This is a genomic window from Maricaulis sp. B-26, from assembly GCF_056857855.1.
Genome location: NZ_JBSXNX010000023.1, coordinates 148,646 through 161,309, shown reverse-complemented (window position 1 = coordinate 161,309; position 12,664 = coordinate 148,646). Strand labels below are relative to the sequence as shown.

Below are 12,664 nucleotides of genomic sequence, written 5' to 3'. Positions count from 1 at the left end.
GTCAGGCTCCCTGGGCCAGCAAGGCTGCGATTTCGGCGCGCAGGACGTCGACGCCGTCCTTCTTCGCGCTGGAGGTCGCGACGACGCGCGGGAAGGCGGCCGGGCGGCGCATGATGGCGGCAAGGGTCTCCTCGGTCACGCGGGCCACGGCCGGAGGCTTGATCTTGTCGGCCTTGGTCAGGACGAGCTGGTAGCTCACCGCGGCCTCGTCGAACACGTCCATGATCTTCTGGTCCACGTCCTTGAGGCCGTGGCGGCTGTCGATCAGCAGGTAGACGCGCTTGAGATTGACCCGGCCGCGCAGGAAGGCTCGCGTCAGCTTCGTCCACTTCTCGACGATCGGTTTGGGCGCCTTGGCATAGCCATAGCCCGGCAAGTCGACGATGCGCAGCTCGGTGTCGTCCAGGTCGAAGAAGTTGAGCTCGCGCGTGCGGCCCGGCTCGCCCGAGGCGCGGGCGAGGTTCTTCTGATTGGTCAGCGCATTGATCAGCGAGGACTTGCCGACATTGGACCGGCCGGCAAACGCGATCTCGATCCGGTCAGGCGGCGGCAAATGGTCCAGCCCGACCGCACCCATGAGGAAGTTGCAGGGCCGGGCGAACAGCCGCCGCCCTGCTTCCACGTCGAGCGCGTCATCGTCGGACTGGCTCAGGACTCGCCTCCCGCTTCGCCGCGCTTCATCAGGCGCGCGATCAGCTTGTCCAGCTGGGTCTCGTTCCCGTTGCGGCGCATGATCACGTATTGCTGGAGCACGGTCAGGAAGTTGTTCCAGGCCCAGTAGATCACCAGACCGGCCGCGAAGGGCGCCAGGATCACGGTGAAGACGATGGGCAGCATGCCGAAGATACGGGCCTGCATCGGGTCGGGCGGCGGCGGGTTGAGCGCCTGCTGGGCCCACATGGTAATGCCCATGATGATCGGCCAGGCCCCGATGGCGAGCACGCCGCCGAGAATCGGCCAGCCGGACGGGTCGTAGGGCAGGAGACCGAAGATATTCCAGATCGAGGTCGGGTCGGCGGCCGAGAGGTCGCGGATCCAGCCGAAGAAGGGCGCGTGGCGCATCTCGATGGCGTTGAACAGGGTCTGGTAGAGCGCGAAGAAGATCGGGATCTGCGGCAGGATCGGGATACACCCGGCCAGCGGATTGATCTTCTCCTTGCGGTAAAGCTCCATCAGCGCCTGCTGCTGCTTCTGCTGGTCGGCCGCATAGCGCTCGCGGATTTCCTGCATTTTCGGCTGCACAGCCTTCATCTTCGCCATCGAGGCGTAGGCGCGGTTGGCCAGCGGGAACATCAGGATCTTGATGATCAGGGTGAGGGCGAGAATGGCGAGGCCGAACTGGCCCGTGACGCCTTCCAGAATGTGCAGCAGCCAGACGAAGGGCCGCGCCAGGAACCAGAGCCAGCCCCAGTTGATGGCCATGTCGAAGCGCTCGATGCCGACATCGTTCTGAACGGCCTGCAGCACGTCCAGCTCCTTCGAGCCGGCGAAGATGCGTGTGGTGGAGCTCAGGCTCGCGCCGGGCGCCAGGGCCTGCGCGGTTTCGACATAGCTGGCCTCGAAGGCATCGGTTTCGCCGCGCTCGATGGTGCGGAAGCGGGCGGTGAAGGCGCGGTCCTGGTCGGGAATGGCGGCGGCCATCCAGTAGCGCTGGGTAATGCCGACCCAGCCGCCCGTGCCGCTCTCCTCTAGACCGTTGCCGTCTTCGAGCTTGCCGAATTTGCGCTGGACGAGCGCGCCGTCGACGATGGCGAGGGCGCCTTCGAAGACCGCGATATTATTGGTCGGGTCTTCCGGCAGGCCCTCATGACGCACAAGGCCGTAGCGCTGCAGCTCGACTTCCCGGCCGGACGTATTGGTGACCGTGTCGGTCAGCGTGAAGAGATAATTTTCGTCGACCGTGATCAGGCGTTCGAAGCGCAGGCCGGAGGCGGTCTCGTGGACCAGCATGATCGGGGTTTCCGGCGTCAGCACAGTGCCCGAGGCCAGTTCCCATTGCGTATTGCCGCCCGGCAGGTCGGCGAAGCCCGGCGTGGCGGACTGCCAGCCGTCGCGGGCATAGAAGACGTGCTCGCTGCCGATCGGATTGAGCACGGCGACGGGCGTATCGTCGTCAATGCTCTCGGAGTGATGGGCGAGGCGGATATCGTCGATGCGGGCGCCGGTCAGGGACAGGCTGCCGATCACGCCGCGGCCGTCGACGACGGCATCGATCTCGACCCGGGCATTCTCGGCGAGGGCGTCCTCACGGTCGATCACCGTCGGCGCGCTGCCCTCGACCGTGCTCATGGGCAGGTCGGGATCGGCGATCTCGGTGCTTTCCGCTGCGGCCTGTTCGGCTTCCAGCTCGGCCTGGCGGCGGTCGGCGGCCGGGTCCAGCACGAAGAACTGATAGCCCAGCATGATGACCAGGATCAGGCCGAGTGCGATGAATAAATTGCGTTGATCTTCGCCCATGAAAACTAAAGGCCTCTCAGGCTTGCTGTTTCCGTTTGCCCGGGGCCTCGTCTTCGGCAAGGCTCACCAATGCGCTTTCGACATCCCCCAGCAGTCGCGACCACTCCCGATCGGGCGTGACCGCACGCGCGATGAATACATAGTCAAAACCGGGCTGTCCGTGGAGGGGGAGTAGCAGCCGAGCAGCTTCGCGCAATCGCCGTTTGCAGCGATTGCGGATCACCGCATTACCGATCTTCTTGGTCGCTGTAAAACCTGCGCCACAATGCGAAGAGCCGTCCCGCGGAGTCGACTGGACGACGACACCCGCACGAACGGCTTTTCGGCCTTTAGCGGCATTCAGGAATTCACGCCGCTTTTTCAGCCGCTTGACGGCTGGCGGCGTCGTGCGCATCGCCCTTAGGCGGACAGACGCTTGCGGCCTTTGGCCCGGCGGCGAGCCAGAACCTGACGGCCGGATTTCGTCGCCATGCGCGCACGGAAACCGTGCCGACGCTTGCGGACGAGCTTGGACGGTTGAAAAGTGCGTTTCACGGTGGCGCTCCATCGGCGTTCAATTCGAGAGCGGCGGCTAATACGCAAGCTGGGCCGTCGCGTCAAGGGCGGCTGGCGCACAAGACTCAGGCCCGGCCTCCGTTTTTGCCGGCCGAACGGAAAGGAAAGCATGCCAGGCCCTTCCCTGCAATCCCGCCAGGCCGTGTTCCGGCTGGCTCTGCTGCTGCTCGTCCTCGCGGCGATGCTCGCACTGCTATTCCTGGCGGGCTCCCCGCGCGACATGCTGGCCCTGCTGCAATCGGGCCGCAGCGAGCTGGCGCTCTGGATCGACGGGAATCGGGGCCTTGCCGCGATCGCCTATGCCCTCTTCTACATGGCGACTGTCACCATCGCCCTGCCCGGGGCGCTCTGGTTCACCATCGGAGCCGGATTTCTCTTCGGGACCTGGCTGGCCATTCCGGTCTCCCTGTTCGGGATCACGCTGGGCGCGTTCAATGCCTTCCTGCTGACCCGCTATATCGCCGGCGAGCGGGCCCGCGACCGTTTCGGGCCGCGGGTGACCGCCTATGCCGCCCTGTTCGAGCGCAACGACTTCACGGCGATGATCCTGCTCCGCGTCCTGCCGCTGCCCTTCTTCCTCGTCAATGTGGCCGCCGCCCTGCTCGGGGCGAGAGCCCGGCCCTATGTGGCGGGGACGCTGATCGGCTCGACCCCCTCGGTCGTACTCTATGCCGGTATAGGCGCCGGACTCGCCACCCTGCTGGAACCCGCCGGACCGCCGGGGCTCGGCGCCCTGCTCGATCCGGCTTTCCTGCTGGCCGCGGCGATGGTGCTGCCGCTGGCGCTCGCGCCGCTGGTCTGGCGCCGCTGGCTGGCGCCGGACGGGAAGACGCGGACCGCGAAGCGCTTGCCGGACTCCTGAGGCTGGGCTATTGCGCCGAATGGTCATGAGTCAGCGCCCGGATCCAGACACGCCCGAGACGGCCGCCAGCGCATCGCGGGGGCGGCGCGGTCTCGTGGGAGCCGTGGTGGACAGCCTGCCGGGCCAGCTCCTCATGGTGACCATCGGCGTGATCGCGATCGGCGTGGCGCTGGTCTACTTCCCGGCCGCCGCCGGCTTCCGCCTGCAATGGATGACCGACCGGGCCGAGGCCGCGCACCTGGCCGCCCTGGCCGCCGATGTGGCGCCCGACGGGGCGCTCGGCGAGGACGAGGTGCGCGCCCTGCTCATGGGCGCCGACGCGGTTGCCGTGTCGCGCGTCCGCGACGGTATGAACGAGCTCGTTCTCTATAGCGGGCCGATCGGGGAGGGTTTCGTCGAAAGCGATCTGCGCAAGGCGAACTGGGCGACCCATCTGCGCGATACCGTCGATGTCCTCTTCGCGCCGCCGGGGCGCTTGCTGCGCATCCGGGCCGAGCCGGCGGGTTATCCCGACGAGCTGATCGACGTGATCGTGCACGAGGCCCCCCTGCGCAGGGAGCTGCAGGCCTTCTCGCGCCGCTTCCTGCTTTACTCCGCCGTCGCTGCCTTTCTGCTCGGCATCGTCCTCTATGCCGCGCTCTATCTGTGCTTCGTGCGTCCGATGCGCCGCTTTGCGGCGGCAATGAACCGTTTCCGCGCCGATCCGAGCGATCCCGGGCGCATGGTCCATCCCTCCGGCTCGCGCACGGAAATCGGCGAGGCCGAACAGGAGCTGGCGCGCATGCAGGCGGAAATCCGCCAGGCGCTTCAGCAGCGCGAGCGTCTCGCCACGCTCGGCGGGGCCGTGGCCAAGATCAATCATGATCTGCGCAATGTGCTGGCCAGCGCCCAGCTCGTCTCCGACCGGCTCGCGGCTGACAGCGACGAGCGCGTGCGCCGCATGGGCGAGCGTCTCGTGCGGGCGGTGGACCGGGGCGTGCGCCTGTGCGAGGCCACGCTGGAGTTCGGGCGGGCAGAGGAGCGTCCGCCGACGCGCCGTGCCGTCCCGCTCCGGGCGTTGCTCGACGAAGTCGCCAATGACGCTCTGCCGCAGGACAGCGGCGTGGTCTGCGAGAACTCCGTCGCGCCGGATCTGGTGGTGCTGGTGGACCCGGATCATGTCCACCGCATCGTGTTCAATCTCTGCCGCAATGCCGTCCAGGCCATGATGACCGTGGACGAGCCGCGGCGCCTGACGGCTGGTGCGGTGCGTGAGGGCGACGCCGTACACATCGAGATTGCCGATACGGGGCCGGGCCTGCCGCCGAAAGCGCGCGCCAATCTCTTCAGTCCCTTCACCGGCTCGGCCCGCAAGGGCGGGACCGGACTGGGCCTGTCGATCGCCCGCGAACTGGCCCGGGCCAATGGCGGCGATGTCGAACTCGCGCACAGCGATGCGGAAGGCACGACCTTCCGCATCACCCTGCCGGCTGTGCCGCAAGAGGAGAGCGGCGGCGAGGCCTAGGGCTCGCCGACCACGCCCTCGCGCCGCGGATCGGCGCCGCCGATCAGCGTGCCGTCCTCCATCCGCCGCACGATATGCAGGCCGGAATTCTCGCCGCGATTGGCGTCGAGCGTGAAGCCGAGCCCGGCCAGACCGCTGACGATCTGCGGTGCCATGCCGTCCTCGACCCGCACCACATCGCCACGCGCGACGACATTGGGAAGCTCGATCGCCTCCTGCGGCGTCAGACCCCAGTCGAGCATGCCGACCAGGGATTTGGCCGTATAGGCGATGATGGACGAGCCGCCCGGCGACCCCGTCGCCAGCACGAATTCGCCGTCCGTATCGAACACGATGGTTGGCGACATGGAGGAGCGCGGACGTTTGCCGCCCTCCGGCGCATTGGGCACGAGCCGTCCCTCGGCATCGACGGGATCGCGCGAGAAATCGGTGAGCTGATTGTTCAGGAAAAACCCGCCGGCCATGCGGTGGCTGCCGAAGACGCTCTCCACCGTCGTCGTCATGGAGACCACGTCGCCATCGCTGTCGACGATGACGAAATGGCTGGTGCCGGGAGAGTTCGGCGTTGCGTCGGCGCCGGGCTGCTGCACACCGTCCGGAATGCCGGCCGTGACGCGGGGCAGGGCCGTGGTGCGATCGACGCCCGCCGCGCGCGCGGTGATGTAGTCCTCCGCCAGGAGGCCCTCGACGGGGACGCTGACGAAAGCCGTATCGGCGATATAGGCGTCGCGGTCGGCATAGGCGAGGCGGCTGGCCTCGATGAAGCGGCGCCAGCCTTCCACACTGTCCGGTCCGGTCTCGCTCATGTCATAGGGCTCGAGCAGGCCGAGTATCTCGTTCACCGTCACGCCGCCCGAGGCCGGCGGCGGCGCACCGCAGACCGTCCATTCGCGATAAGGGCGGCACAGCGCATCGCGCCGGATCGCCTGGTAGGTTTCCAGATCGCTCAGGGCGAGACCGCCCGGCCGCGGTTCGGCCCGGACCGCCTCGACGATCTCTGCGGCGAGCGGACCTGCATAGAGATTGCGCCAGTCCGCCGCGATGGCGCGAGCGCTGTCGGCATAGGCTTCGTTCTGCAGGACATGACCGACCGGGAGCGGGCTGCCGTCCTCGAGGAAGAAATAATCGCGGGAGGCCGGCCATTCATCCAGCGGGGTGCGCGGCGCGACCCCCGCAATGAAGCGCTGCAGGCGCGGCGAGACCGCGAAACCGTCCTCGGCGAGATCGATGGCGGCATCGAAGCCGTTCGCCCAGGGCAGTTCGCCATGATCCTCGTGCGCCATGGCGAGCATGGCCACGGCGCCCGGGACGCCGACGGAGTGGCCCGAGAAAACGGAGTCGTAGAAGCTCAATACGGAACCGTCCGCATCCCGGAAGAGGTCCGGCGACGCGGTGGCCGGTGCGGTCTCCCGGCCGTCATACGCGGTCAGCGATCCGTCCTGCGCGTCGTAATAGAGCATGAAGGCGCCGCCCCCGAGGCCGGAGCTCTGCGGCTCCACGAGGCCGAGCACGCTCTGCACGGCGATCGCGGCATCGATGGCATCGCCGCCATTGCGAAGGGCGGCAAGCCCGGCTTCCACCGCATGGGGATTGGCGGCGGAGACCATGGCCGGTCCGGCTGACGTCGCCTCTGCGGGCGTCGCAGGTGCAGTCTCGTTATGAGCATCGGGCGCCGGGGCCGGCGAGCAGGCTGCGAGCGCGAGACTGGAAACCAGGCCGGAAACCAGGCCGGTGACCAGGAAGGTGGTGGTGTGCAGAAAACGCAATATGGAACTAGCCCCCTCGATACTGACCGCTACGATGGCGATGATTGTCCGCGATGCAATCGCGATCGCACGAATAGATAAGAGGGCATAGATGGCGGCGCCAGGGAAGAGCAACAGCCTCGTCGATGTGGCCGGGCTGCAGGTCGGCCAGGCCGAGGACGAGCGGGTGGGCACCGGCGTGACCGTCATCCTTCCCGACGAGCGCGCCGTCTGCGCCGTCGATGTGCGCGGCGGCGGTCCGGGAACGCGGGAAACCGATGCGCTGGCCAGCCATACCCTGGTCGATGCGGTCGACGCGGTGGTGCTGTCCGGCGGGTCGTCCTACGGACTGGCGGCAGCGGACGGCGTCGCCGCCAGTCTCGGTGCGTCCGGGCGCGGCTTTTCCCTGATGGATATGCCCGGCGTGCCGCGTTCGCCGGTCGTGCCGTCGGCTATCCTCTACGATCTTGCGAATGGTGGCGACAAGGCATGGGGCGAGACGCCGCCCTATCGCGCGCTGGGGCAGGCTGCGCTGGGGGCCGCGTCCCGCCAAATCACGGAAGGCGCCACCGGTGCCGGTCATGGCGCCCGCGCCGGACAGCATGCCGGTGGCACGGGAAGCGCAAGTTTGGTGAGCGCAGACGGGTTCACCGTGGGGGCGCTGGTCAGCGTAAACAGTTTCGGTTCGGTCACCCTGCCGGGGCATGACGACGTCTACTGGGCCTGGCCCTTCGAGATCGACGGCGAGTTCGGGGGCGGCCGCCCGCCCGCCGGCTGGTCGGCTCCGCCCGGCGACTGGGGCGCGGCCAAGATCAACCCGGGCGCGCGCGAGAACACCACCATCGCCTGCGTGGCCACGGATGCGGTGCTCACCCCGGCGCAGGCCCAGCGCCTGGCCATCATGGCGCAGGACGGTCTCGCCCGCGCTATCCGGCCGGTGCACACCCCCTTTGACGGCGATGTCGTCTTCGCACTGGCTACGGCGCGGCGGAACCTCCCGGAGGCGTCCGCCGATCTTGCCCTGGCGGAACTCGGCAGCCTGGCAGCGGACTGTCTGGCACGCGCCGTCGCGCGCGGCGTTCATGCAGCCCGCTCGCACACGGCGGATAAGGCGCCGGATTAGCGCCTGTGAGGCGGAGAATGCCCGTGCTGCATCCGGTGTGTTTTTTACGCGTTTCGGGTACTTGCTTTCCCGCAAACCCGCGGTTAGGTTCCGCGCCTCTTCGGGGCTGAGACCCCGGACATACGGCCTGCACCGGTAGCTCAGCTGGATAGAGCACCAGACTACGAATCTGGGGGTCGGGGGTTCGAATCCTCCCCGGTGCGCCATTTTACAATCGCCACCTTCGAGACCGCCTAACACCTTGAATGGTAAGGCTAAATCTGGGGTTCGAAGTCCATTTTCTCGATCATAGGTAATACCGGCTGGAAACACCATTTTCAGCACCAATTTGCGCACCGCCAAAGTGCCATTTATCCATATTTCATAGGGGTTTGCGAGGAATTGGCAGGCGAGTTCGAACATCTCCTCGAAGGTGTGCGGTTTTTGGCCTACACGATTGGTCTGTTCCCGAAGCAATAGCTTATCTTTTTCGAATCCTTCGATCTTCGCCTCGTACGCCGCGATCACGCGTGAGGAGTTTGAATCAACGATCCGATCGAGGAGTTGATCGATCTTTTTGTCGAGTTCCTTGATACGCGCCTGGGCTTCTTTCGAACGTGATTGTTCTTGATCGACACGACCATCCCAGAGGTCTTTCAGCATCGCTCTCGCAAGCTCAAAAAGGCTCTTGGCAGGCGTAACGCTTGCGAGCGCCGCTTCGACTTCCCCTTCGATCGCATCGCGTCTGATAGACTTTCTGTGGCTCTCGCAGTCACGGTTATAGCAGAGATAGTACGGATGCTTTGTTCCGGTCTTGCTCGTGGACCACGCCGCCGTCAGAGGGTGATCGCAATCACCGCACAACGCGGCCCCGCGAAGCGGAAAGTCTTCCCGCATATCTTTACGGATGATCTGACGGTCAGGGTTTGCCAGGCGTTTTTGAATTCTCTCGAAGGTCGAGACAGAGACCAATGCTTCGTGACGGCCTTCACGCATCGCAATTCCCCACTTTGGAATTGAGATCAGACCGGCATAAAGCGGCTGGGTGAGGAGATCGTTCACACGCTGGTTGCGCATAAATCCGCCCGGCAAATCTTTAGGGAAAAGGGGCTGGGCTTCGAGATAGCGCTTCACCTCCGCTTGTGTACCGAAGCGGCCAGAAGCGAAGCCTTCAAGAGCTTCTTGAACGATTGAGGCGAGAGGCTCATCGCGAACCAAAACCTTGCCTTCGTTGGAGCGCTCGAAACGATAGCCTTTAGGCGCTGCAAACACCCAGTAACCGTTCATGGCCCGAGCGCGCATGCGGTTCGTGGTTTGCTCCGCGTTCTTTTGCCTTTGATGTTGCGACACCGAGGCCAGAAGGTTCTCCACCAGGACCGAATCTGAGTCCTCCCCAAATTCGATCGATGGGCTTTCCAACCGGCCTCCCGCGCCACCGATTGCCGTTCTCAATCGAATATGCGCGTCCAGCCCCCGTGCGAGACGCGACACATCATCTATGATAACAACCGGATTTTCTGCATGGTGTTCTTTGAGCCAGTCCAGCATCTGCATCATGCCAGGACGATCAGCTACGCCGCCGCTCATATCATCTGTGAAGACTTGCTCTACGCGATAGCCCTTGTAGCCAGCATATTCCCGGCAGCGTGTTTCTTGGCTTCCAAGGCCATCGCCGCGCGTCGTCTGTTTGACGTTCGACACACGGCAGTAGATCACTGCGATTCCGCCGGTTTCGCTCTTCTTGTTCGTTAGATTCATCATGGTGTGCTCTCCGGCGTTTCGAGCTGCTTGCGCGGTTTGTCCCCGCGTTCAGCCTCTTGGTTTTCTTTATCAGCCATTGCGAGAGTCGGCCCATCGATTCCGAAGCCAGCATCTACGAACAGAACCATCAGGTCCCAAACAGTTCGCATGAGCGTTAGCTTCTGCGTCTCGGTGAGGTCGAGTTGTGCAATGTGGTGAGCGTACGCTTCAGGATCGAAACGAACCTTGCGAGCCTCCTGATTGAAACCGTCAACGGTTGACGATTGCAGGATGTTCTTTTGATCGTCTGGCATCCTGAACTCCTTTCTTGTGTCTCACGCACGCGAAGGGGGCTCTATTTTTATTATGCCGTATACGGATCAAAAAGTCCAGCATTTTCAGGGCTTTCAGCCCTTTTTGTGCATAACTTATCCGGCAAAAAAGCACCGTTTCGCAATGTTCGAACTCAAAATGCGGTGCTTATTGCGATGCGACAATTACCTGTCCCGATCAGAGGAAGAAGAGTCATTTAACACTTTGAGATTAAATAATATTTTCTATGGCAAACCGTTACATCGCCCACTCAAAACTGAGCAATGAACAGGTCGAAGCGCTCCTTTGGGCGGTTTGCTCAAACTTTTCTGTGCCGATTGCGAGTGAGCGAGCCGGTATTTCTGAGCGATCAGCCGCTGAAACCATGCGCAAACTGCGCGACATGATTGCTCGCTCTGACAGGCTATTTCATCAAATCGGCCTACCGCTTGACTGGCCTGATGATGACGATCCGCTTTGGCAGCGCCTTCACACTTGCGTATTCGACTGTCCGTCTGAAATCAGAGAGTCGTTTGAAAGTCTCGATGGCCTAGGAACAGCCCTTCTCGGTAATAGACGCCTTTGTTCAGCGTGCGAGTTTCTGCCACTCGTCCAGCCGCGTCCCATGTTGCTCCGCACACTTCGGCATCTCAGAACAGAGCAGCGCGGCCTTCCTACAGGAAGCTTCAAATCGGTGTTTCTTACGGCATTGGTCTATGACCGTTTCCGCGACATTGAACTCGACCGTGCCCTCGAAGATGATGAAGCTATGAAGCGATTGGGTTCGACCCGGCGCAATCATATGACGATGATGTTCGAGGCATGTAAGCAAACGCTACGAAAAGCCTGAACGCCTCCTGTCAGCCGAGACATAGAAGCCTGGGCAAAACCGTCCTCTGCTTTGAGATAACCGCATCCGTGGCGACTGGCAGGCCCACTGCAACCGACCTTCCGCACCAGTGACCGTGAAGGCAGTTGCAGCGTGCCTTTATTCCAGTCGCCCGAGCCTCCTGCGTTCAAAGCAAAGGAGGACAATATGCCCAACATTTATCATGCAACGCCCTACGACATTTCAGCGACGGGCTTCTATTTCGAAACGCTCGATGAGTACCGCGAGCGAGCATCGCGACATCGCAACGAGTACGGCGATCCCGTCGAAGAGTATGAGATTCAGTTCATTGATGGCGACAATTATGAGCTGTTCAAAGCGATCGGCGTGAACCAAGCAAATCTGCCGCTGTGGTTCGATCAATTTGAAGACCTCGACGAAGACGAGGCCGCGCGCGCCATATACCTCGCTGGATACGAATGTATCGCGCCGGAAGAGATTATCGATCGTCTGGACGAAGTGATGCTCTTTGAAGGCACGCTTCTCGAATACGCCGAGGATTACGTCGAGAGCACCGGGCTTCTTGACCAGCTACCGGAAAGCCTTCGCTACTATTTCGATGTCGAAGCCTTTGCCCGCGATATGCGCCTGGGCGGCGAAGTTACCGAACTGGAACTTGGTAATCGTCAATGGATCGTCCAGCTGTAAGCTGGGCGACCCAATTCAAAAGCGGATATATGCGAGTAAGGAGGCGCCTAAAGAACTTGCCCGAGGAAGTTAAAAAGTGCGCCAGTGGTTTCTCTGAAACCCGGTGCACCAATAGGCACACTGATTAACTGAATGTCCGGACTCGAAAGAACAAGCAAAATCAAAAACCCGAACCACTGGGCTCCTGCGACAAACTTAAAAACGTAACTTCGAGCACTCTCATACCTATCATGCACACTCACATGTCCAGTTACCGTATTTATGGTTCCGTGCGACCCGGTTTTCGAAAATTCGTTAGATAGGCCAAAGCCATCGACTAAAACTTTAGTAGTCAGAACAATGTACAAATTATAGACTAGAATCAGAAGCAAGAAAAAGGCAACTATCTGCCATATGCTACTGGCTTCTTGCTCACCATTGGTGGCAGAGCCGCCTACGCCAAATGTGACTGCACACCAAGCGCCATAGACTACTAGAACTAGAAAGAGTGGGATTCGCCAGATCATCCTTCAACAGCCTTTCACGCCCCATTTGCAAAGCGAATACTTTTCACCATTTTCCATCATAGATGTCGATAGCCCAAGCTAGAAAGCTTGGGCTGGCTTTGAAGCGGCCGTCCGACTAACGTCTAGCGTCTTGGATACCTGCTCAGCCGATTTCGAGTGCTAAGCTCGTTGATGACGATATGCAGATTGTGCGCAATCGCTTGAGCAAACTCTGAACCGCATTCGCTATTTGCCAGCTCTTCGGCGAACAAATGATGCAACGCTCGAAGTTGCGCTATCGGCATGCGGGCAGCTTCCGCCTTTGAAATGATTTGAAGAGACATCGCGTCGCTCCTTTACGTTTG

General features: G+C 62.5%; 12 protein-coding genes, 1 tRNA gene and 1 pseudogene. 6 read left to right on the top strand and 8 right to left on the bottom strand.

What is annotated here, in order from left to right:
* Position 1 precedes the first annotated feature (1 nt).
* The 4 genes from yihA to rpmH all read right to left on the bottom strand — a co-directional run bounded on the left by yihA (position 2) and on the right by rpmH (position 2,991).
* The gene (yihA, locus tag AC13HB_RS10085; RefSeq protein WP_482949617.1) at positions 2 to 577 is read right to left on the bottom strand and encodes a ribosome biogenesis GTP-binding protein YihA/YsxC; all 576 of its coding nucleotides are present in this window, start codon (positions 575 to 577) and stop codon (positions 2 to 4) included.
* Positions 578 to 648: 71 nt separating this feature from the next.
* A complete protein-coding gene (gene yidC, locus AC13HB_RS10080) occupies positions 649 to 2,457 on the bottom strand; it encodes a membrane protein insertase YidC (RefSeq protein WP_482949616.1) in 1,809 nt (602 codons plus the stop codon).
* 16 nt (positions 2,458 to 2,473) lie between these two features.
* Positions 2,474 to 2,851, bottom strand: coding sequence for a ribonuclease P protein component (gene rnpA / locus AC13HB_RS10075; protein ID WP_482949615.1), 378 nt, complete (start codon positions 2,849 to 2,851; stop codon positions 2,474 to 2,476).
* 5 nt (positions 2,852 to 2,856) lie between these two features.
* A complete protein-coding gene (gene rpmH / locus AC13HB_RS10070) occupies positions 2,857 to 2,991 on the bottom strand; it encodes a 50S ribosomal protein L34 (protein WP_482949614.1) in 135 nt (44 codons plus the stop codon).
* A 130-nt stretch (positions 2,992 to 3,121) separates the two neighbouring features.
* On the opposite strand from rpmH, the gene AC13HB_RS10065 reads away from it, so the two are divergent.
* Positions 3,122 to 3,874 (top strand): TVP38/TMEM64 family protein, encoded by a 753-nt coding sequence (locus tag AC13HB_RS10065; protein WP_482949613.1) that lies wholly within the window; start codon positions 3,122 to 3,124, stop codon positions 3,872 to 3,874.
* A 25-nt stretch (positions 3,875 to 3,899) separates the two neighbouring features.
* Positions 3,900 to 5,378, top strand: a complete 1,479-nt coding sequence (locus AC13HB_RS10060) for a sensor histidine kinase (protein ID WP_482949612.1) — start codon at positions 3,900 to 3,902, stop codon at positions 5,376 to 5,378.
* On the opposite strand, the gene AC13HB_RS10055 is transcribed toward AC13HB_RS10060, so the two are convergent.
* Positions 5,375 to 7,147, bottom strand: coding sequence for a gamma-glutamyltransferase family protein (locus tag AC13HB_RS10055; protein ID WP_482949720.1), 1,773 nt, complete (start codon positions 7,145 to 7,147; stop codon positions 5,375 to 5,377). The genes AC13HB_RS10060 and AC13HB_RS10055 overlap by 4 nt on opposite strands.
* Before the next feature lie 88 nt (positions 7,148 to 7,235).
* Between AC13HB_RS10055 and AC13HB_RS10050 the strand changes: the two genes are divergently transcribed.
* Positions 7,236 to 8,246 carry a P1 family peptidase gene (locus tag AC13HB_RS10050; RefSeq protein WP_482949611.1) on the top strand — a complete coding sequence of 337 codons (1,011 nt, stop codon included), beginning with the start codon at positions 7,236 to 7,238 and terminating at the stop codon, positions 8,244 to 8,246.
* A gap of 129 nt (positions 8,247 to 8,375) precedes the next feature.
* Positions 8,376 to 8,452 (top strand) — tRNA-Arg (locus AC13HB_RS10045).
* Between the two features lie 493 nt (positions 8,453 to 8,945).
* Here the strand turns inward: AC13HB_RS10045 and AC13HB_RS10040 are convergent.
* Together AC13HB_RS10040 and AC13HB_RS10035 are read right to left on the bottom strand one after the other, a co-directional pair.
* Positions 8,946 to 9,983, bottom strand: a pseudogene (locus AC13HB_RS10040) (recombinase family protein); the annotation flags it as partial.
* Complete coding sequence (locus AC13HB_RS10035) at positions 9,983 to 10,279, bottom strand: hypothetical protein (protein WP_482949610.1); 297 nt, start codon at positions 10,277 to 10,279, stop codon at positions 9,983 to 9,985. The pseudogene AC13HB_RS10040 and the gene AC13HB_RS10035, both read right to left, overlap by 1 nt.
* 245 nt (positions 10,280 to 10,524) lie before the next feature.
* On the opposite strand from AC13HB_RS10035, the gene AC13HB_RS10030 reads away from it, so the two are divergent.
* Both AC13HB_RS10030 and AC13HB_RS10025 read left to right on the top strand, forming a co-directional pair.
* Positions 10,525 to 11,127 (top strand): hypothetical protein, encoded by a 603-nt coding sequence (locus AC13HB_RS10030; RefSeq protein ID WP_482949609.1) that lies wholly within the window; start codon positions 10,525 to 10,527, stop codon positions 11,125 to 11,127.
* 186 nt (positions 11,128 to 11,313) lie between these two features.
* Positions 11,314 to 11,814 (top strand): antirestriction protein ArdA, encoded by a 501-nt coding sequence (locus AC13HB_RS10025; protein ID WP_482949608.1) that lies wholly within the window; start codon positions 11,314 to 11,316, stop codon positions 11,812 to 11,814.
* Between the two features lie 628 nt (positions 11,815 to 12,442).
* On the opposite strand, the gene AC13HB_RS10020 is transcribed toward AC13HB_RS10025, so the two are convergent.
* The gene (locus AC13HB_RS10020; protein WP_482949607.1) at positions 12,443 to 12,643 is read right to left on the bottom strand and encodes a hypothetical protein; all 201 of its coding nucleotides are present in this window, start codon (positions 12,641 to 12,643) and stop codon (positions 12,443 to 12,445) included.
* Positions 12,644 to 12,664 lie beyond the last annotated feature (21 nt).

Excerpts from the sequence above, each read along its gene's own strand:
- yihA (WP_482949617.1), bottom strand. The coding sequence starts at position 577 with ATGGGTGCGGTCGGGCTGGACCATTTGCCGCCGCCTGACCGGATCGAG.
- yidC (WP_482949616.1), bottom strand. The coding sequence starts at position 2,457 with ATGGGCGAAGATCAACGCAATTTATTCATCGCACTCGGCCTGATCCTG.
- rnpA (WP_482949615.1), bottom strand. The coding sequence starts at position 2,851 with ATGCGCACGACGCCGCCAGCCGTCAAGCGGCTGAAAAAGCGGCGTGAA.
- AC13HB_RS10065 (WP_482949613.1), top strand. The coding sequence starts at position 3,122 with ATGCCAGGCCCTTCCCTGCAATCCCGCCAGGCCGTGTTCCGGCTGGCT.
- AC13HB_RS10060 (WP_482949612.1), top strand. The coding sequence starts at position 3,900 with ATGAGTCAGCGCCCGGATCCAGACACGCCCGAGACGGCCGCCAGCGCA.
- AC13HB_RS10050 (WP_482949611.1), top strand. The coding sequence starts at position 7,236 with ATGGCGGCGCCAGGGAAGAGCAACAGCCTCGTCGATGTGGCCGGGCTG.
- AC13HB_RS10035 (WP_482949610.1), bottom strand. The coding sequence starts at position 10,279 with ATGCCAGACGATCAAAAGAACATCCTGCAATCGTCAACCGTTGACGGT.
- AC13HB_RS10030 (WP_482949609.1), top strand. The coding sequence starts at position 10,525 with ATGGCAAACCGTTACATCGCCCACTCAAAACTGAGCAATGAACAGGTC.
- AC13HB_RS10025 (WP_482949608.1), top strand. The coding sequence starts at position 11,314 with ATGCCCAACATTTATCATGCAACGCCCTACGACATTTCAGCGACGGGC.
- AC13HB_RS10020 (WP_482949607.1), bottom strand. The coding sequence starts at position 12,643 with ATGTCTCTTCAAATCATTTCAAAGGCGGAAGCTGCCCGCATGCCGATA.